The sequence below is a fragment of the Candidatus Manganitrophus noduliformans genome (genome assembly GCF_012184425.1).
GTDB lineage: Bacteria > Nitrospirota > Nitrospiria > SBBL01 > Manganitrophaceae > Manganitrophus > Manganitrophus noduliformans.
In genome coordinates this window covers 595,486-614,630 of the sequence record NZ_VTOW01000003.1, presented here as the reverse complement: position 1 = coordinate 614,630, position 19,145 = coordinate 595,486, and the positions used below count along the sequence as shown (strand labels likewise).

Below are 19,145 nucleotides of genomic sequence, written 5' to 3'. Positions count from 1 at the left end.
AAAATGAACCTACTTTGGAGACGGAAACAGATCAAGGGAAAAGAAACAAAAGGGGGTGTCGATTCGCGGACGGGGACGCGCCTGTTCGCCCTCCTCCTCTTCCTGGCGGCGGGGCTGCAAGGCTGCGGCAATGAGGCGACCTCCGCGGCGCCCCCGCCCGTCCCGGAAGTGTCGGTGGTGACCGTCTCGACAGAGACGATCCCCGATGAGCCGGAATTCATCGGACAGGTGGAGTCTTCCCGGCCGGTCGAAATCCGATCTCAGGTGACCGGCATCGTGAAGGAGCGATTCTTCCCGGAGGGCCGTGAAGTCAAGAAGGGGGATCGGCTCTACCAGATCGATCCGGTTCCGTTCCAGGCCGCCTTCTCCAGCGCAAACGCGCGGGTGGCCCAAGCCGAAGCGCGGCTGAAGCAGGCGAGGCAAAATATCGGTCGGATCCGTCCTCTTTTGGAAGAGCAGGCGGTCAGCCAAAAGGATTTCGATGACGCCGTCGCCGAAGAGCTGGCGGCGGAAGCGATTTTGGAAGGGGCGAAAGGAGAGTTAGTGAAGGCGAAGTTCGATCTCGACAACACACTGATCACCGCCCCGATTTCCGGCCTGATCGAGCGGACCCGGGTCTATGAAGGCCGCCTCGTCTCGGCGCAGAGTGATCTGCTCACCGTCATCCATCAGGTGAATCCGATCTATGTCACGGTGAACGCGCCGGAAAGCTTCTTTTTACAGAAGCGAAGAGAACTCGCAGAAAGAAAGATCGCGGGAACCGATCTCTACCAGCTTCGCGGGGTCATCTCCTTCACCGACGGCACGACCTACTCCCACGAAGGGAAATTGGATTTTGCCGATGTCGTCTATCGGAGCGAGACCGGGTCGCGGCAGGGACGGTTCGTCTTCCCGAATCCCGACCGAATCCTCCTCCCCGGGCAGTTCATGAAGGTCCGCGTCAAAGGCTACACCAAGCCCGACGCCATCCTCCTGCCGCAGCAGGCGGTGCAGCAAGGGCCGAAGGGACCGATCGTCTTTGTGGTGGGAAAGGAAAAGCGGATCGAGATCCGGAGCGTCGAGGCGAGCGGATGGATCGGCAGCCGGTGGCTGATCGAGCAAGGGCTCCAGCCGGGAGAGCAGGTGGTGGTCGACGGGCTGCACCGGGTGATGCCGGGAGCGCCGGTGAACCCGGTCCCGACGATCACCGCGAAAGCGGCTTCCGCAGGTCAATCAATCGAATTAAAGAAGGAGGAAGTCCGATGAGTCCGCGATTCTTTATCGATCGGCCGATCTTCGCGTCGGTCCTCTCCATCGTCATCGTGGTCGTCGGACTCGTGGCGATGCAGGCCCTTCCGATCGCTCAGTTTCCCGACATCACCCCGCCGGTGGTGCAGATCGACGCCGACTATCCGGGGGCGAGCGCCGAGGTGGTGGCGAACGCGGTCGCCCGTCCCATCGAAGTGCAGCTGCCGGGAATCGACAACCTTCTCTATTTCGAATCGACCAGCACCAACGACGGCCACATGACGATCAAGGTGACCTTCGAGATCGGGACCGACATCGATATCGCGCAGGTCCAGACGCAAAACCGGGTAAAGCTTGCGGAGCCGCAGATCCCGCAGGAGGTCACCCGCCAGGGGGTGACGGTCAAAAAACTCTCCTCCGATCTTTTGGCGGTGATCACCTTAAGCTCCGACGATCCACGGTACGACACCCTCTTTCTTTCCAACTACGCCACGCTCCAGATCCTCGACAATATCCGGCGTGTGCCGGGAATCGGCGACGCGACCGTCTTCGGGCAGCAGAACTACAGCATGCGGCTGATTCTCAACCCCGACCGGATGGCGCAGCTTCAAATCACGCCGACCGATATCGTGACCATCGTTCGGGAGCAGAACCGCGACTTTCCCTCCGGCACCATCGGACGGGAGCCGGCGCTCAAAGGAACCCTGTTGACCTTCCCCGTGATCACGCAGGGGCGTCTCACCGAGGTAAAAGATTTCGAAGAGCTGATCATCCGGGCCCTCCCGGACGGATCGATGGTCCGGCTCAAAGATGTGGCCCGCGTCGAGCTCGGTGCCCAGAGTTATGCCTTGGAATCGCGGAAGGACAAAAAGCCGACCACCTTCATCCTCGCCTTCCTTTCTCCGGGGGCGAATGCCCTCGATTCCATCAGCCAAGTCCGTCAAGCGATGGGGGAGATGTCGAAAAACTTCCCGACCGGCATCACCTGGGAGATCCCCTTCGATACAACCCCTTTTATCCAGGTCTCGATCGACGAGGTCGTGAAAACCCTGATCGAAGCGATGATCCTGGTGATCCTCGTCGTCTACCTCTTCTTGCAGAGCTGGCGGGCGACGCTGATTCCGACCCTGGCGGTGCCGGTCTCGTTGATCGGGACCTTCGCCGGAATGTATGCCCTCGGCTTCTCGATCAACACGCTGACCCTCTTCGGAATGATCCTGGCGGTCGGCATCGTCGTCGATGACGCGATTGTCGTCGTCGAAAATGTCGAGCGGCATATGGCGCTCGGCCTTGGGCCGAGAGAAGCGGCGAAAAAGGCGATGGAGGAGGTGACCGGTCCGGTCATCGCGATCGTCCTGGTCCTCTGCTCGGTCTTCATCCCGGTCGCCTTCCTCGGCGGGATCACCGGAGAGCTCTACAAACAGTTTGCGATCACGATCGCCATGTCGGTCACGATCTCGGGGTTGGTGGCGCTCACCCTCAGCCCGGCCCTCAGCGCGCTGATCCTCAAACCGGGACACAGCGCGCCGAATCGATTCTTCCGTCTCTTCAATCGGCTCTTCGATCGCATCCGCGACGGCTACAGCGCCGCGGTCGCCGGAATGTTGAAACGGTCGCTCCTCTTTGTCGGGATCTTCGGCGTCGTCTTGTTCCTCTCGATCGGCATGTTCAAATTCATTCCGAGCAGCTTCCTGCCGGAAGAGGACCAGGGCTACTTTATCGGGATGGTCCAGCTTCCCGACGGCGCTTCCAAACAGCGGACCGACGAGGTGCTGGAGCGGCTGGAGAACTATTTCCACTCCGATCCGAGAATCAGACATACCAATGTCCTCTCCGGGCAGAATTTCGTCTTCAGCACCCGGGGGCCGAACGCGGCGACGATCTTTCTGCCGTTGAAAGATTGGGACGAGCGGACCGATCCGCGGGATCATGTCAAGTCGATCATCGGCGCCGCGTTCGGGGAATTTTCAAAAATCCCCGAAGCGCTGGTCCTCGCCTTCAATCCCCCTCCGATCCGGGGTCTCGGCGCCACGGGGGGATTCTCCGCGCAGCTGCAAGACCCGCTCGGGGGAGATTTCAGGGCCTTCTCCGATGCGACGCAGGAATTCATCGCCAAGGCCCGTCAAGAGCCGGCGATCGGAGGGATCGGGACCAACTTCCGCGTCAGCGCCCCCCGGCTTTACGCCAAGGTCGATCGGGAGCGGGCGAAGGCGCTCGGGGTGTCGATCTCCGATATCTTCGACACGATGCAGGCCTATTTCGGCAATTTCTACATCAACGACTTCATCAAATCGGGAAGGGTCTATCGGGTGCAGACCGAAGCGGACCCGGAGTACCGATCCAGCCCTGACGACATCGCGAATCTCTACGTCCGGGCGCAGAACGGGAAGATGATCCCGCTGAGCGCCGTGATCACGACCGAATTTACCAGCGGCCCCGATCCGGTGACCCACTTCAACGGCCTCAACTCGGCCCTGTTGCTCGGATCGGCGGCGCCCGGCTACAGCTCGGGCCAGACGCTCGACGCCCTGGAGCGTTTGGCAAAAGAGGTCTTGGAGCCGAAAGGTTACCAACTCGACTGGAGCGGAATCTCTTATCAGGAGCGAAAGGGGAGCAGCCAATCGCTTCTGGTTTTCGGGATCGGCCTGTTGATGGTCTTTTTGGTCCTGGCGGCCCAGTATGAAAGCTGGTCGATCCCCTTTGTCGTCAATCTCGCCGTTCCCTTCGGGATCTTCGGCGCCTTGGCGGCCGTCTGGCTGCGCGGGCTGACCAACGACATTTACTTTCAGATCGGGCTGGTGACCCTCATCGGCCTCTCGGCGAAGAATGCGATCTTGATCACGGAGTTCGTCCATCAACGCTATAAGGAAGGGGTGCCGTTAATTCAGGCGGCGGTGGAGGGATCGCGGCTTCGGTTCCGGCCGATCATCATGACCTCAATGGCCTTTATCCTGGGGATTTTGCCGCTCGTCGTCGCGAACGGGGCGGGGGCGGCCAGCCGCCACTCGATCGGCACCGGCGTCTTCGGGGGGATGTTGGCCGAATCGGTCGTCGCCATCTTCTTTACCCCGCTCTTCTTCGTGGTGGTCCAGAGGTTCACGAGCCGATTCTCCATCCGGAAGCCGGCCGCGCCGATACCGGCGAATGCCGAGCCGGCCACACTCCAACCGACCGTAGGAGGACATTGACATGCGTTTCATGAGCCTGATCATTCTATCGCTGTTGATCACCGCGTGCGCCATGGGGCCCGATTACACCCGGCCCGACGTTCCGGTTCCGGACTCTTTCCGGATGGCCGAGACCGAGGAGACCCAATCGATCGCCAACCTCCCCTGGTGGGAGCTCCTTCGCGACGAGGAACTTCAGAAGCTGGTTCGAATCGCGTTGCATGAGAACAAAGACCTGCAGCTCGCGGTCGCGAGGGTCGAGGAGTTCCAGGCCTTTCTGGGGAGCGCGCGGATGGAATTCGCTCCCCAACTGAACGCCGCGGCCAATCTTCCGTTCGGCAAGTTAAACGCGGTCAATCTCCCCAGGGTTCCCTCGTCCACCAGTTATTATGGACAGGCCCATCTGGCGTGGGAGCTCGACATTTGGGGTCGGGTCCGAAGAGCGAACGAAGCGGCGCGGGCGCAACTCTTGGCGGAGGAAGAAAATCGGCGGGCCGTCGTCTTGGAGCTGGTGGCAAGCGTCGCCCAAGCTTACTTCGATCTTCGCCAATTGGATATGCAGTTGGAGATCGGAAAGGAAGCGCTCCAGTCGTGGGAGGAATCGGTTGAGATCGCCGAAGCGCGACTGCGGCAAGGGCTGATCACCCGGTTGGATGTCGATCAGTTCGAAGCGGAGCGGGCGAATGCCGCGGCCCGACTGTTCGAGCTGGAGCGGGCGATGACTCAGAAGGAGAACGAGCTGAGCGTCCTGCTGGGGAGAAACCCGGCTCGAATCGGAAGGGGCCGATCGCTGACCGAGCAGGGAATGACCCCCGAGGTGCCGGCCGGTTTGCCTTCGGAACTCCTTCAACGCCGGCCCGACATCCTCCGATCGGAACAAGACCTGGCCGCCGCAACGGCCCGGATCGGAGTGGCCAAGGCGTCCCGTTTTCCGACGATCAGCTTGACGGGGGTCCTCGGTGTGGCAAGTCCCCAGCTCTCCGGCCTGGAGGAGGGGAAGTTCGGCGCGGCCGGTGTTGGATTGTTCGCTCCTCTTTTCAACGCCCGGACATTCGGGTTCGAGCAGAAGGCGGCGGAGGCGCAGGCAAGACAGGTAATGGCGCTATACGAGCAGACGGTGATCATCGCCTTTAGAGAGGTTGAAGATGCGCTTGTCGCGGTTCGGACGGCCCGCGATCAACACAAGGCAGAGGAAAGCCGGGTTGCAGCGCTGCAGTCGGCCCTTCATCTGGCCGATCTGCGCTATCAAAGCGGGCACGCCAATTATCTCGATCTCCTCACCGCCAAACGCAATCTTTACGAAGCGGAGCTGGCGCTGACCGCCACCCGCCGGCTTCATCTGGTATCGATCGTCCAGCTCTACAAGGCGCTCGGCGGGGGATGGGAGCCGGCGATGGAAACCGCCGCGATCGACCCGGTTCCCTCCTGATTTGCATTGGGGGAGCCGATCGAGCCGGATGACAAAATAGAGGGGTCCTGTTTTTACGCTCCCTTTTGACAGCGGGAACCGGTCGTGATATCTTCGGTCCGGGAAGGTATTCCGATGGGGAAAGCCGATGACAAAAATCAAGATCCAACCGATGCGATCGGTCCGGGAGAGCCCCTTTCACCGCCGGTGATTCGATCGGAGACCGCCGGTCCGGAGCGTTTGTCTCCCGCCCCCGAGGTGTTTCGCCATCCCTTTTTTATCCGGCTCACCCATTGGATCAATGCGCTTTGTCTTCTGATGTTGGTTATAAGCGGCTTTCAGATCTACACCGGCCGTCAATGGCTCTTCGGCCGGTGGCACCACTTCTTGTTCGCTTGGATCTTCTCGTTCAACGGGCTGGTCTATGTCGCTTACAGCGTCGCCAGCGGACATCTTCTCAAAAATCTTTTTCCGGGTTGGAGCGACTTCCGGAAAATCGGATCGACCCTCCGGGACACGCTCTTCTTTCGCCATCCGAAAGGAGCGGAAGCGGCCCGATACAACGTCCTTCAAAAAACCGCCTACACGGGGGTCGTTTTCATTTTGGGGCCGTTGATTCTTCTGACCGGCCTCGCCAGCTCCGCGCGGGGCGAAGCGGTCTTTCCCTTCCTGCACGACCTCTTCGGCACCCGTAAAAGAGCGCAGTCGATTCACTTTAACTTGACGATCCTCTTCATCGCTTACACCGCTTTCCACCTTTTGATGGTGATCCTCACCGGATTCGGCAACAACCTCCGGTCGATGCTCACCGGCTGGTACCGCATCCCACCTGTGGACGAAGGCAACGAAAAATAAAAGAGGGGATAACGGGGATCAGGCGGCTTTAAGAAAAGGGCTCGCTCTGTTTATTCCGGAAGAGGTTGGCGGGCGAAGAAGAATCTCCCTCCGCTTCTAGGACAATTGAAGACCGATATCGAACGTCCCCGCATATCCACCCTCCGGCTGTTTCGTCAGCGGAAGCATCAGCTCTTCGCCGCCGTTTTCAAAAATGCCGTCCTGGCGATTCGTCGTTCGCCGCCCTTTGCTGTAGGGGGGTTGGGTGAAGACCTCGTCGGTGAGGGCATCGTCGAAATAGATCTGCGAGGTAAATTCGTACCCGAACATCGCCTCCGGATCGAGACGGATCTTAAAGTGAATGTGGACCGTTCTGCCGGGGTACCAACCGGGATAAATCGTCAGAAACGGCGCCGTCCCGTCGGCGTCGGTCATCTGGTAGCCGCGCAAGAACTTCTTCCCCCGCGTGTCGAAGGCGTCGTCGCGAACGTCCGAATAAACGCCGTCGGCGTCGCATTGCCAAACATCGACCATGGCCCCTTCGATCGGCGCGCAGGCATTGTCGCGAATGCCATGAACCCGGATCGCCAGTTGGAGCGGAACCCCTTCCTTGACCGATCCGTCCATGGGGTCGGAACGAATGTCGGAGCGGTTGAGCCGCTCATCAACAAAATAGGGCCCTTCCATCTGCTCGGGACGCACGATGCAGGGAGGGATGGAGGCAATCGCCGGCTTTCGAGCCCAAAGGCGCCGCCACCAACCGGGGCCGGCGCCCGGCTCGCACCCCACCAGCAGCGCGGCAGCGGCTGTCCCCATCAAACCGAGCAATGATCGTCGGCTAATCGCCATTGGCTTCCTCCTTTAAGCAATGTTCCCATGATACTATTTTCAGACCCCGCAGGTAAAGGAGCAGGGTCTGTAACAAAGGGCAAGTGAGTCTCTGTGGGGATGCTGATTTATCGGAGGCTAATGCTGGATCGCTTTACGGCTTCAAGCGCTTTCGATGTTCCAATCCTTTCGAGGGCGGACTTCGCATCCAAGCTGACGATCAATTCCTGATCATCGAGAAGCTTGATGAGGGAGGGGACCGCTTCAACCGCGGGTTGCTCCATCGATTTGATCGCGTAAGACGCCCACGAGCGAACGATAAAATCGGTTGAACCGAGCGCTTCAATCGTATTCGACAATGCGGAGAGACCGATCTTTCCGAGCGCGCGCGCCGCGGCAAAACCGATCTCCTGATCGGCCATCGCGGCAACGAGCGGAGAAACGGCATTTTTCGATTTGGAGCCGCGGGAGCCAAGCGCATTCACCGCGGACAGGCGCGCTTTCGGGCGGCTCTCTTCATTTTTTACGAGCTCGATCAGCGCTTCTGTCGGGTCAATCTCTTCGGGTAAATGATAAAATGCGTTTTTTGAAATCAACTCTCTCTGCCGATCACTTCCGCTTTGGATGATTTCGATAAGATCATCGACCTTGCCGATCTTACCCAACGCGACAGAGGCGCAATCAGGAACATCCTGGCTCACTTCATCGAGCAGATCGATCAGGGACGGGATCGCTTCTTCCGCTCCTTTTCCCATTTTTCCCAACGCCCGGCAGGCGCCGAGACGAATGTTCGGGTCTTCGTCTCTTAAAGCATCGATGAGGGCCGGGATCGCCGTACGGCGCAGATTGGAAAGCAAGGTCATCACGACGTCGCGTCTTTCGCTGTCCGGCTCTCGAAGATAAGCAATCATGACAGGAACCGCCGACTCGGTTTCATTTCCCAACGACGCGAGGAGCGCCGCTGCATTGAGCTGAACATCCGCGTCTTTATCTTTGAGCGCTTCTACCAGAAGAGGGAGGTAGTGCACCTGTTCTGCAAGCGCGAATTGACCGACCTCCTGCAAAGCCAGCAAACGCGCGAACGATTGGCCCGACCGAAGCCGCTCCGACAGAGGGTCGGACGATTGGGCCATGAGCGAGGGCGAAGCATAGAAGAAAACCATCACGACGAACAAGAATGTTTTTATTCGTGAGAACATTGGTATTGAACTCACCCGACGTCGATTGTTTTGGTTGATGCTAACGATATCGGTTAGTATACCAAATAAGTAAATTTCGGGAGGAGACCCGATTTCTGAAAAAGGAGACTCTTTCTCCTCTGTTCGCCCAGTCGTAAGCCGATCCCATTCACCCGCCTTTCGTCGCATTCCCCACAAAAATGTAGATCGCGAGTTCGAATGAAAAAAGTTTCTCCACATTTTTATGCATCCCATGCTCGTATAAAAAATAAATATTCTTGATACTAAAACCATGAATGGTGTGCGTCTCGGATGAAAAAGAGCCAGGCGGTCATTCTGGCATACCCTTTGCTCTTACCGGGGGACAGAAGACAATGACGCGCTTCAAGGAGCAATGGCGCTCCTTACCTGAACGGGTAGGGAGCGCTTTTTATTTAACGGAGGAAGCCATGTTTGAAGAAATTTTGGAGTATGGAATTCCAATCATGATCGCCATGGCGTTTGTCAGTTTTATTTGGGCGTTCATTCTGACCGCAGTGAAGTCACCCGGGCCTTTGGAAGAAAAACCGATTCAGTCCAAAACCGATCAGAACCGGGTCTATCCGATGCCGGCCCTGAAAGAGTCGGAATCGGCCTTCTGTGAGAGATCCGAATCGCACGAAATCGAGCCGCAGACCACAGCGGTTTGATCTTCTCGGAAATAGAGGCATGATCGTATCGAACCGATCCTTCTTAAACGAAGGAACGGGGCCGAAAATATTCTTCCAAAAATACGCTTTCCTTTCTCCCAACGGAAAATCCTCTTTTCACCCTCACCTTAATCGGGTATCATAAATATATTCTATGACGACACCTGAACTCCGTCCAAAAAGGGAGGCGCCTTCGGATGTCATCGAAAATCCCAGGCATGTTGACGCAGGATGAGCTCGCCCGGCGGGTGAGCGCGGGGGAGATCGATACGGTCCTGCTCGTCTTCACCGATCACTACGGCCGCTTCATGGGAAAGCGGCTCGACGCCGATTTCTTCCTGGAAGATGCCGCCAAAAAGGGGACCCACGCCTGCGATTATCTTCTGACGGTTGACATGGAGATGGAGCCGGTGCCGGGATACCGGTTCGCCAATTGGGAGAAGGGCTACGGCGACTTTCATCTCATTCCCGACTTCGCCACGCTGCGGGTCGCGAGCTGGCTGGAGAAGACGGCGCTCCTGATTTGCGACGTGGAGAACGAGAAGAACCATCGTCCGGTGGTCCAGGCCCCTCGTTCTATTTTAAGAAAGCAGATCGACCGGGCCGCAAAGATGGGGTACCGGGCGATCGCCGCCTCGGAGCTCGAGTATTACATCTACAAGAATTCCTATCGGGACGCCGCGGCCAAAGGCTACAGCGGGCTTGAGCCGGCCGGCTGGTATCTGGAAGATTATCATGCCCTGCAAGGGGCGCGCGAAGAGGGGTTCAACGGCGCGGCCCGCCGCCACCTCAAACGGTCCGGCATCCCGGTCGAGACCTCGAAAGGGGAGTGGGGGCTGGGGCAACATGAACTGAATGTCCGCTACGCCGACATCCTCACCATGGCCGACCGCCACGTGACCTTCAAGCAATGCTTGAAGGAGATCGCCGAGCAGATGGGATTAAGCGTCACTTTCATGGCGAAGATCGCCGCCGACCAGGCCGGATCGAGCTGTCACATCCACTTGAGCCTCTGGCAGAAAAATCACCCCGCCTTTCCCGGAAAACAGCGCCTCGGTCCGGTCGCCTGTTCCGAAACCTTTCGTTGGTTCCTCGGAGGCTGGATCGCCCATGTCCCGGAGATGATGGTCTTCTATGCGCCGACGATCAATTCATACAAACGATACCAGGCCGGCTCCTGGGCGCCGACGCGGATGGCCTGGAGCTACGATAATCGGACCGCCGGCTTCCGCGTGGTGGGGGAAGGGAACAGCCTACGGATCGAGTGCCGGATCCCCGGCGCCGATTGCAATCCTTACCTCGCCTTCGCCGCCGCGCTGGCGTCCGGGCTCGACGGCATCGAGAACCGGATTGAGCCTCCGCCGATCTTCGAGGGAGATGTCTACGCGGCGCAGAATCTCCCCCGCGTTCCGCGCACCCTCCGCGAAGCGACCGATCTCTTCGAGAAGAGCGAATTCGCGAAGAGCGCTTTAGGCGAAGAAGTGGTCGAGCACTACCTTCACTTCTATCGAACGGAGCAGGAAGCGTACGACAAAGCGGTGACCGATTGGGAACGCCAGCGGTATTTTGAAAGGATCTGACCGAATGTCCCCTCCGCTCATTGGGATCACCACCTACGGCCGCGGTGAGAACAACCGCTTTTATCTTCCGGCGCAGTATGTCGACGCGGTCCGCCGCGCCGGGGGGATTCCGCTCCTCCTTCCTCCCGGAGAGCCTCACGCGGAGAGTCTTTTGGTCCAACTCGAAGGGTTGATTCTGACCGGCGGCGGGGATCTCGATCCGGCCCTCTACGGCGGCGCCCCCCATCCGGCGATCTACATGGTCGATCCGGAGCGGGATAAAAGCGAGATCGCCCTGGTCCAATACAGCGCGCAATCGGCGTTGCCGACGTTGGGAATTTGCCGCGGCAGCCAGATCATCAACGTCGCCCTGGGGGGGACATTGATCGAACACCTCCCCGATGCGGTCGGTGAGACGATCCTCCACCGGCTGCCGCCCCGGGAGCCGACACAACATTCGATTCGGCTCACGCCGGGATGCCGTCTCGCCGAAATCCTCTTTCAAGAGGAATTCCTCGCCCCCTCCTGGCATCATCAGGCGATTCGCCGGCCGGCCCCCGGTTTGAAGGTGGTCGGACAGGCTCCCGACGGAACAGCGGAGGCGGTCGAGATGTCCGATCATCCTTGGCTGATCGGCGTTCAGTGGCACCCGGAGCTGGCCGCCGCCGAGGAGCCGCTTCATCAAAAACTCTTCAATGGTCTCGTCAGCGCCGCTTCAGAGTGGAAACGAAGATAAAAAATAAGGAGAGGACGATGCGGTTAAGAGACAAGGTCGCCCTGATCACGGGGGCGGGAAGTGGAATCGGGAGGGAAGGGGCCCTCCTTTTTTCGAGCGAAGGGGCCGGGATCGTAGCGGTCGATGTCAACGACGACGCCGGAAAAGAGACGGTGAAACAGATCGAATCGAAGGGGGGCAAGGCGATCTATGTCCACGCAGACGTTTCCAAGGGGGGTGACTGTAACAAGATGGTCGCCGCGGCGGAACAGACCTTCGGAAAACTGAACATTCTTTTCAATAATGCCGGGATCATGGACAGCAACGACGACAACGCCATGACGACCGAAGAAGCGGTCTGGGAAAAGACGATGGCGATCAATCTCAAGGGGGTCTTCCTCGGCTGCAAATATGGCATTCCCGCGTTAAAAAGGGCCGGAGGGGGATCGATCATCAACACCGCCTCGTTCGTCGCCGTTCTCGGCGCGGCCACCCCGCAATTGGCCTACACGGCGAGCAAAGGGGGCGTTCTGTCGATGACGCGGGAGCTGGCGGTGATTCACGCGCGGGAGGGGATTCGGGTCAATGCCCTCTGCCCCGGCCCGCTCCGGACGGAGTTGTTGATGAAGTTCCTGAACACGGAGCAGAAGAAGCAGCGGCGGCTGGTCCACATTCCGATGGGCCGGTTCGGCGAAGCGAGGGAGATCGCCAAGGCGGCCCTCTTCCTCGCCTCCGACGATTCGTCGTACATGACCGGCGCGTCGTTGATGGTAGACGGCGGCATCACCGCCGCCTATGTGACGCCGGAGTAATCCCCTTCTTTATGGAAGAGAAATCGCAGGAGGAAAGCGGTGTATCTGAAAGTCATTAATCCTTACGACCAAAAACTTCTCATCGAGCTGCCGTTCGACCGGGGAAAGGAGGTCGAAGGGAAAGTCGCCGGCGCACGCAAGGCGTATGAGCGATGGCGCCGTCTTTCTCTGGAAGAACGGGCGCGCCGCGTCGAGCAGGGGCTGAAATACTTTCGAGATCATGCCGACGAAATCGCCCGCGACATCACCCTGCAGATGGGAAAGCCGTTGACACAGGCGCGGAATGAGGTGAAGGGCTTCTTCCATCGGGCCGAATATATGCTCTCGATCGCGAAGGAAACCCTCGCTCCCGAGATCCTTCCGGGAAAGCCCGGTTTTCATCTCCGGATCGAGCATGCGCCGCTCGGCGTCGTCTATAACATCGCCCCCTGGAATTACCCCCTCCTGACCGCGGTGAATGTGGTCGTCCCGGCGCTCCTGGCGGGGAACAGCGTTCTGTTGAAACACAGTCCGCTCACACCCCTCATCGGCCGCCACTTCGAAGCGGCCTTCGGCGAGCTCGACCCGCCGAATCTCGTCACCAGTCTCATTCTAACCGACAGGGAGGCCTCTCAGCTGATCGGCGACCCACGGATCAACTACGTTGCCTTCACCGGATCGGTCGCCACCGGAACGAAGGTCTATCAGCAGGCGGCGAAGCGGCTGATCGACGCGGGGCTCGAGCTGGGAGGAAAAGATCCGGCCTACGTGGCCGCGGATGCCGATCTTGATTTTGCGGTGGAGAACATCGTCGACGGCGCCTGCTACAACGCCGGGCAGTCGTGCTGCGCGGTGGAGCGGGTCTATGTCCATCAGACCCTTTATAAAAAATTCATCGAGCGGGCGAGAGAAGTGATGAAACAATATCAGCTCGGCAATCCGATCGATGAGAAGACGACGCTCGGTCCGCTTGCCCGCCGGGAAGCGTTGCCGTTTTTGGAAAGCCAGGTGAAGGAGGGGGTTCGCCGCGGGGCGCGGCTTCTTCTCGGCGGCAAACGGGTCAAGGGGATGAAGGGAAACTTTTTCGAACCGACCCTGCTGGCCGACGTTCCGAATCATGCCAAGGTGATGCAGGAGGAGAGCTTCGGTCCGCTCGTCCCGGTCCTCTCGGTCAAAGATGACGGCGAGGCGCTCGCACGGATGAACGAGAGCCGCTACGGCCTCACCGCCTCCATCTGGACACGCGACCGGATGCGCGTCGAGCTCTTCGCGCGGGAGCTGGAGGCGGGGACCGTCTTCCAAAACCGCTGCGACTACCTCGATCCTTGCTTGCCCTGGACAGGAGCGAGAGAAAGCGGAATCGGCTCGACGCTGTCACAATACGGGTTCTATCACCTGACGAGACGGAAGGGGATTCACTTCAGAGCGAGGTAGGGTAGGCCTATGTGCCTGCCCTGTCTTACTGTTATTTATTCCAGTCGCCAAAGATCGTTGAACGGTGTGAATTCTTCCGTGCCGCCGAACAGCAGGAAGTGCCCGGCGGGAACGGCCGTCGGAAAAGTCCGCGCGGGGGGTCCTCCCGATGCTCCATCAGCAGTGGCAAAAGTGTCGTCTTGTAAAACGAAGGCATAGATTTTATCATCGGACGAATTATTGAATGTGCCTCCTCCGAAGAGAAGAAACTTGCTGCCGTCCCAGAACGACGCCGCACAGCAACGGGCCGAAGGCGCCGTTCCTCCCGAAGGGGTGAGTTCTTTCCATGTCGCCGTTTGGAAGGTCGCATCAAACGTTAGCGTCCAGAGATCTCCAAACAGGGTTGCGCCGCTCTGTCCGAATCCTCCAAAACCACCGAAGATAATCATCCGACGATTGGTTGAATCATAACCGACCGCCATGCAACAACGGGCCGAAGGACCTCCCGTCGCAGGCATGGAAATTTGTCGCCAAGTAGGAATAAATTGGGTCGCGTCCTCCAAGACCCAAACATCATCAAATATGGCCACGCCCGTCTGAGCGCCGCCAAATACAATCATGATATCTGCTTGCTCATCATAGACTGCTGCATGTCCCCAGCGGGTGGAAGGAGGTGAACCGTTGAAAGGAGGAAGTTGCCAGGAGGGTGATCCACTACCATCTGCATCTGAAAGCGACCAGAGATCGTTTCTAAGAAGGGAAGTCCCGTCGGTACTGCCCGATCCGGCGAATACAATCATCTTATTGGTCTGTTTATCATAGACCGCCGTGTGACTGGCACGGATTGGGGGGGGAGAGCTCACATTCGGCGGAGTCCAGGTCGGATTTCCTGCTGAAGCGCCTGAAGCATTCGATAAGACCCACAGGTCTTGTAACGTGGCCGACTGAGTTTTCCCGCCAAAGACGATCATTCTGTCCGTAGTGGGGTTATAAACCGCGGTGTGGCTGTCGCGTGCCGGAGGGTCGATCACCGTCACCTGGTCCAACTGCGTCCACTTCCCCGGCATCGCGCCGACGACCGCGGAAGGATCGCTTTCGCTGCCGCCTGAAACCGCGGTGACGCCATAGAAGCGGGGAACTCCGTTGCTTAGATTCTCATGGAGGAATGGACTGGTCGCCCCTTCGATCTTATTCCAGGTCGGGGTCGTGGTGTCGGGAGAGGTAGACCAATAAATGTTAAACGAGTCGGCGTTTCCGGAGCTGAGCGCAAAGGTCAACGTGTTCTCACCATCTCCCGGAACAGCCGAGATCGACAGGTTGGGGTTCTGCGATCCTCCCCCTCCGGTGCTTCCTCCCCCGAAGCAGTTTGCGACAGTGCAAGCTCCACCGCCGCCCCCCCCGCCGGTGATACTATCCCCGTCGCACGCGGCAAGAAGGAATGTTATTGCCAAGCTGCAAAGAAGAAATAAACCGATCTGCCGTTGAATCGAAACCTCTTTCATTTTACTCCGCCATCGTGAATTTTGATCGGCTGTACACATCACCTTGCCTCTCCTCTCCCCTTTGCATTACCATGATAGAAGATATCGCGACCGAACCTGAGTTCCATTATAACGTATGATGCATGGCTCTACAAACGATCTCTCAAATCTCCGATTACGCCCTCATCGGCGACTCCCGCTGCGCGGCGCTCATCTCCAACACCGGGTCGATCGATTGGCTCTGTCTGCCCCGGTTCGACAGCCCGTCTATCTTTAACCGTCTCCTCGATTGTCTGCGCGGAGGTTATTTCGCCGTCCGGCCGGCGGGCGGCTACTCGACCCGGCGCCGCTACCTCCACGACACCAACCTCTTGATCACCGAATTCCACACCCGAAGCGGCATCGTTCGAATGACCGATTTCATGCCGGCCCTGACGGAGAAAGAAAAGCAGGAGATGATGATTCCGTTCCGCAGCATCTTGCGAATTGTGGAGGGGATTGACGGAAATGTCGAGATGGAAGTGGAATGTTTTCCTCGCCCGAATGACGGACAGTTGATCCCCCAATTCAAACGCCGAGGCCGGGAAGGATATTTTGCCGATATCGACGGGGGACTCTTTCATCTCGCCTCCGATTGCCCGCTGGAGATGAAGCGCGAAGGGCTGTCGGGAAGGTGGACGATTCGAAGCGGGGAGCGATCGGTCTTCTGGATCGCCTATTCTCGGGATGCCCCGGCCGTTTATCCGCGGCTGGACGAACGGGTCGATGATGTGAAGGAGCGTTCCATTCGATACTGGCGAGCGTGGGCCGGCGGCTGCAATTACCGGGGACCCTACCGGGATGCGGTGGTCCGAAGCGCCCTCGTTCTCAAACTCCTCTCCTACGCCCCCTCCAATGCCGTCGTGGCGGCGCCGACGACGTCTCTGCCGGAAGCGATCGGCTTCAACCGCAATTGGGATTACCGCTACTGCTGGCTGCGCGACGCCTCCTTTACGGCGCAAATCTTCTTCCGGCTTGGATTACGAGAAGAGGCCGTCGGGTTCGTCTATTGGCTCACACACGCAACGCGCCTGACGCAGCCCTCATTGAAGGTCGTGTATGACGTCTACGGCCGTCTTGGTAAACCTCAGCGGGAGGTCGAATATCTCGAAGGTTATCGCGGCTCGCGGCCGGTGCGGGTCGGCAACAACGCGGAGGCGCAATATCAGCTCGACGTCTATGGCGAAGTGATGGACGCCTTGTGGCTCTATACGGAGAACGGATGTCGTTTCGACAGGGACATGCAGCGGAGTTTTTGCCGGATGGCCGATTACGTCGCCGATAACTGGAGCTACCCCGACCACGGCATTTGGGAAATTCCCGGGCCGCGCCGGCATTACGTCCATTCCAAAGTGCTCTGTTGGACGGCGCTCGACCGCGCCTTGCGCATTGCCCAAAGACTCGGCCTCTCATGTAATCAGAGGCGATGGGAGCGGGTCGGACGGGAAATCCGCGAGATCATCCTGAGAGAAGGATTTCATCCGGCGCTCGGCAGCTTTACCCAAACGCTCGGAGGATCGGCGCTCGACGCAACCGCCTTTATCTTCCCGCTGGTCGGTTTTATCGAGCCGAAAGATCCGCGACTGAACTGGACGGTCGACGCGCTGGAGAAAGAGCTCGCCCTGGAAGATCTGGTCTACCGCTATCGGATCGACGACGGATTGGAGGGGGAAGAAGGAACCTTCCTCGCGTGCGCTTTCTGGCGGGTGGAGGCGCTCTGTATGCTCGATCGCCGCGCCGAAGCGGCCAGCCTCTTCGAGAAGCTCAGTCGCAGGGTGAACGAGGTCGGCCTTTATTCTGAGGAGATCCGTGAGGACGGACTCTTTCTCGGAAACTTTCCCCAGGCGCTCTCCCACCTTTCGCACATTGCGGCGGCGCTCCGGCTGGCCGATCACAAACTGTAGAAAGCGCCGAGGACCCATCCGAAGGCAAGATGGGCCAGCATCGCCACGGCTGGGGTCTGGTAGCCGTAATTCAGGGCGAGAAATCCGGGAGGCTCCAGAAGCCGGGTGGGGGTAGGGCCCCAGAATTCCGAAGCCATCCTCGGATGGACCCCCGGCAGGAGGGGAAGGACGACGATCAAAACGAACGCCCCGTGAGCGATCCCCATCAGCCCCCCCAGCCACCAGGAGACGAATCCGAACCCGCTGAAGAAAACCGCATAGAGAAGCGAGAAAAGAAACCCGTTGATGAAGTGAACGACCGATCCGATCACCTTGGCGAAATCGCGGTTCGACGTAAACATCGTCCCCAACATGAACGGGATGTCCATCCGAGTATAACCGAGGCCTTCCGCGCCCCGCATGAGGGTCGTCAACAATCCGGTCGCCAACAGCCCCCAAAGAATAATGTCGTTCCAATTCACGATTTCCGCAATCTTTGTTATGATGCGACCTCCGCCGGTTCCAGTTTCACCTTGATCCAACCGGGCTCTCGTTTATCGAAGGCTTTGTAGGCATCGAGCGCCGCATCGAACGATTCATGCTGTGTGAGGACTTCGGTCGGATCGATCACGCCGGTCAGAATCATCTCGATCAACATCGGGATATACTTTCGATGATTACAATTCCCCATGTTGAGGGTCAGGTTCTTATTCATCGCCTTCCCGATCGGGAAAAACCGATCGCTCTCCGGATAGACGCCGATGATCGAAAGGGTTCCCGCCTTCGCCAGCGCGTCGACCGCCCACGTAGATGCGATCGAAGGCGCGTCTCCCGGATGCCAGTTGTCTCCCTGCGGCTGCGGCTGCTGCGCGATCTCCTGGCGTTCCTGCCGGAATTGTTGCTCCCTCTGTTTGAGTTGCTCCGCCGCCGGTCCCTGATGCGGCCGGGAGGCGTCGACGCCGACGGCATCGATGGCGCGGTCCACTCCGATTCCGCCGGTGAGCCGATGAATCGCTTGGACCGGATCTTCCTGATTGTAGTCGATCGGAATCGCCCCTTGCGCCCGCGCCATCTCCAGACGGGAGGGAATCGTATCGACGGCGAAAACCATCCCCGCATCGAGGAGCTTGGCGCCCGCGATGGCGAACTGTCCGACCGGCCCGCAGCCGAAAACAGCGACGGTATCTCCCGGACCGATCTCGGCCAATCGGGCGCCGAAGTAGCCGGTCGGGAAGATGTCCGAAAGCAGAATCGCCTCATCATCGGTCAGCCCTTCCGGCGCGAGAACCAGACTCGAATTGGCAAAGGGAATGCGGGCCCGCTCCGCCTGGAGCCCATTGATCGGCCCGGTCTGCGCCGGCCCCCCATAGAAAGCCGTTCCCGCCGCCGGTCCGTTTGGATTGGCGTTGTCGCATTGGGAAGTATATCCTTCTCGACAGTAGGAACAGTAGCCGCAAGAAATGGTGGAGGGAATAACCACCCGATCGCCGACGCTGAAGTTGCGGACATCGGGCCCCAGCTCCTCGATGATCCCGACCCCTTCATGTCCCAAGACCGTCCCCGGTTTCATCCCCGGCATGGTTCCCCGGATCATGTGAAGGTCGGTCCCGCAGATGGCGCTCGCGACAATACGGACGACGGCATCGTTCGGCTTCTCAATCCGCGGATCGGGAACCTCTTCGTATCGAATATCACCCACACCGTGAAACACAACCGCTTTCATAAGACCTCCTTCTCTCATTACGGACTCGTTGGACCGGGCCGGCTTCTCCCTCACCCGGATCGATGATCTTCATCGACAGAATAGCCTTTCGTCCGAGCGCTGTCTATTTCACTCATGAGATTAATCCGATCGAGCGAGGCGCTTCAGCGCGCCGTGAAATTGGGATTGTCATCCGATTTTCGATCTGATATAGATGGTCCGACATGGTTC

Annotated in this window: 15 protein-coding genes; 10 read left to right on the top strand and 5 right to left on the bottom strand. The window is 58.9% G+C overall.

Annotated elements, in window-relative coordinates:
* Positions 1-3: 3 nt before the first annotated feature.
* From MNODULE_RS17435 to MNODULE_RS17420, 4 genes are all read left to right on the top strand, one after another.
* Positions 4-1,245 carry an efflux RND transporter periplasmic adaptor subunit gene (locus MNODULE_RS17435; protein ID WP_168062217.1) on the top strand — a complete coding sequence of 414 codons (1,242 nt, stop codon included), beginning with the start codon at positions 4-6 and terminating at the stop codon, positions 1,243-1,245.
* Positions 1,242-4,415, top strand: a complete 3,174-nt coding sequence (locus MNODULE_RS17430; RefSeq protein WP_168062215.1) for a multidrug efflux RND transporter permease subunit — start codon at positions 1,242-1,244, stop codon at positions 4,413-4,415. Before MNODULE_RS17435 ends, MNODULE_RS17430 begins: the two co-directional genes overlap by 4 nt.
* Before the next feature lies 1 nt (position 4,416).
* Entirely contained in the window at positions 4,417-5,823 is a 1,407-nt protein-coding gene (locus tag MNODULE_RS17425) for an efflux transporter outer membrane subunit (RefSeq protein ID WP_168062213.1), read from the top strand.
* A 114-nt stretch (positions 5,824-5,937) separates the two neighbouring features.
* Positions 5,938-6,657: a cytochrome b/b6 domain-containing protein gene (locus tag MNODULE_RS17420; RefSeq protein WP_168062211.1), complete on the top strand. Its 720-nt coding sequence runs from the start codon at positions 5,938-5,940 to the stop codon at positions 6,655-6,657.
* A 96-nt stretch (positions 6,658-6,753) separates the two neighbouring features.
* Here the strand turns inward: MNODULE_RS17420 and MNODULE_RS17415 are convergent, their stop codons facing one another.
* Entirely contained in the window at positions 6,754-7,485 is a 732-nt protein-coding gene (locus MNODULE_RS17415) for an intradiol ring-cleavage dioxygenase (RefSeq protein WP_168062209.1), read from the bottom strand.
* Between the two features lie 107 nt (positions 7,486-7,592).
* Positions 7,593-8,663 carry a HEAT repeat domain-containing protein gene (locus tag MNODULE_RS17410; RefSeq protein ID WP_168062206.1) on the bottom strand — a complete coding sequence of 357 codons (1,071 nt, stop codon included), beginning with the start codon at positions 8,661-8,663 and terminating at the stop codon, positions 7,593-7,595.
* 428 nt (positions 8,664-9,091) lie between these two features.
* Between MNODULE_RS17410 and MNODULE_RS17405 the strand changes: the two genes are divergently transcribed.
* The 5 genes from MNODULE_RS17405 to MNODULE_RS17385 all read left to right on the top strand — a co-directional run bounded on the left by MNODULE_RS17405 (position 9,092) and on the right by MNODULE_RS17385 (position 13,830).
* Complete coding sequence (locus MNODULE_RS17405) at positions 9,092-9,331, top strand: hypothetical protein (RefSeq protein WP_168062204.1); 240 nt, start codon at positions 9,092-9,094, stop codon at positions 9,329-9,331.
* Between the two features lie 197 nt (positions 9,332-9,528).
* Complete coding sequence (locus tag MNODULE_RS17400) at positions 9,529-10,911, top strand: glutamine synthetase family protein (RefSeq protein WP_168062202.1); 1,383 nt, start codon at positions 9,529-9,531, stop codon at positions 10,909-10,911.
* Positions 10,912-10,915: 4 nt separating this feature from the next.
* Positions 10,916-11,626, top strand: a complete 711-nt coding sequence (locus MNODULE_RS17395; protein ID WP_168062200.1) for a gamma-glutamyl-gamma-aminobutyrate hydrolase family protein — start codon at positions 10,916-10,918, stop codon at positions 11,624-11,626.
* A 17-nt stretch (positions 11,627-11,643) separates the two neighbouring features.
* Positions 11,644-12,417, top strand: coding sequence for a glucose 1-dehydrogenase (locus MNODULE_RS17390; protein ID WP_168062198.1), 774 nt, complete (start codon positions 11,644-11,646; stop codon positions 12,415-12,417).
* A 39-nt stretch (positions 12,418-12,456) separates the two neighbouring features.
* A complete protein-coding gene (locus MNODULE_RS17385; RefSeq protein WP_168062196.1) occupies positions 12,457-13,830 on the top strand; it encodes an aldehyde dehydrogenase family protein in 1,374 nt (457 codons plus the stop codon).
* A gap of 35 nt (positions 13,831-13,865) precedes the next feature.
* Here the strand turns inward: MNODULE_RS17385 and MNODULE_RS17380 are convergent, their stop codons facing one another.
* On the bottom strand, positions 13,866-15,311 hold the full coding sequence (locus tag MNODULE_RS17380; RefSeq protein ID WP_168062194.1) for a Kelch repeat-containing protein: 1,446 nt from the start codon (positions 15,309-15,311) through the stop codon (positions 13,866-13,868).
* A 122-nt stretch (positions 15,312-15,433) separates the two neighbouring features.
* Between MNODULE_RS17380 and MNODULE_RS17375 the strand changes: the two genes are divergently transcribed.
* Positions 15,434-17,233 carry a glycoside hydrolase family 15 protein gene (locus tag MNODULE_RS17375; RefSeq protein ID WP_168062192.1) on the top strand — a complete coding sequence of 600 codons (1,800 nt, stop codon included), beginning with the start codon at positions 15,434-15,436 and terminating at the stop codon, positions 17,231-17,233.
* Here the strand turns inward: MNODULE_RS17375 and MNODULE_RS17370 are convergent.
* Both MNODULE_RS17370 and MNODULE_RS17365 read right to left on the bottom strand, forming a co-directional pair.
* On the bottom strand, positions 17,221-17,694 hold the full coding sequence (locus MNODULE_RS17370; RefSeq protein WP_168062190.1) for a hypothetical protein: 474 nt from the start codon (positions 17,692-17,694) through the stop codon (positions 17,221-17,223). The genes MNODULE_RS17375 and MNODULE_RS17370 overlap by 13 nt on opposite strands.
* A 17-nt stretch (positions 17,695-17,711) precedes the next feature.
* Complete coding sequence (locus tag MNODULE_RS17365) at positions 17,712-18,935, bottom strand: zinc-dependent alcohol dehydrogenase (protein ID WP_168062188.1); 1,224 nt, start codon at positions 18,933-18,935, stop codon at positions 17,712-17,714.
* Between the last annotated feature and the right edge of the window lie 210 nt (positions 18,936-19,145).

What these genes read in the sequence shown, in the direction of transcription:
- MNODULE_RS17435 (WP_168062217.1), top strand. Translation starts at nt 4, where the DNA reads ATGAACCTACTTTGGAGACGGAAACAGATCAAGGGAAAAGAAACAAAA.
- MNODULE_RS17415 (WP_168062209.1), bottom strand. Translation starts at nt 7,485, where the DNA reads ATGGCGATTAGCCGACGATCATTGCTCGGTTTGATGGGGACAGCCGCT.
- MNODULE_RS17395 (WP_168062200.1), top strand. Translation starts at nt 10,916, where the DNA reads ATGTCCCCTCCGCTCATTGGGATCACCACCTACGGCCGCGGTGAGAAC.
- MNODULE_RS17390 (WP_168062198.1), top strand. Translation starts at nt 11,644, where the DNA reads ATGCGGTTAAGAGACAAGGTCGCCCTGATCACGGGGGCGGGAAGTGGA.
- MNODULE_RS17405 (WP_168062204.1), top strand. Translation starts at nt 9,092, where the DNA reads ATGTTTGAAGAAATTTTGGAGTATGGAATTCCAATCATGATCGCCATG.
- MNODULE_RS17400 (WP_168062202.1), top strand. Translation starts at nt 9,529, where the DNA reads ATGTCATCGAAAATCCCAGGCATGTTGACGCAGGATGAGCTCGCCCGG.
- MNODULE_RS17380 (WP_168062194.1), bottom strand. Translation starts at nt 15,311, where the DNA reads ATGAAAGAGGTTTCGATTCAACGGCAGATCGGTTTATTTCTTCTTTGC.
- MNODULE_RS17365 (WP_168062188.1), bottom strand. Translation starts at nt 18,935, where the DNA reads ATGAAAGCGGTTGTGTTTCACGGTGTGGGTGATATTCGATACGAAGAG.
- MNODULE_RS17420 (WP_168062211.1), top strand. Translation starts at nt 5,938, where the DNA reads ATGGGGAAAGCCGATGACAAAAATCAAGATCCAACCGATGCGATCGGT.
- MNODULE_RS17430 (WP_168062215.1), top strand. Translation starts at nt 1,242, where the DNA reads ATGAGTCCGCGATTCTTTATCGATCGGCCGATCTTCGCGTCGGTCCTC.
- MNODULE_RS17410 (WP_168062206.1), bottom strand. Translation starts at nt 8,663, where the DNA reads ATGTTCTCACGAATAAAAACATTCTTGTTCGTCGTGATGGTTTTCTTC.
- MNODULE_RS17425 (WP_168062213.1), top strand. Translation starts at nt 4,417, where the DNA reads ATGCGTTTCATGAGCCTGATCATTCTATCGCTGTTGATCACCGCGTGC.
- MNODULE_RS17375 (WP_168062192.1), top strand. Translation starts at nt 15,434, where the DNA reads ATGGCTCTACAAACGATCTCTCAAATCTCCGATTACGCCCTCATCGGC.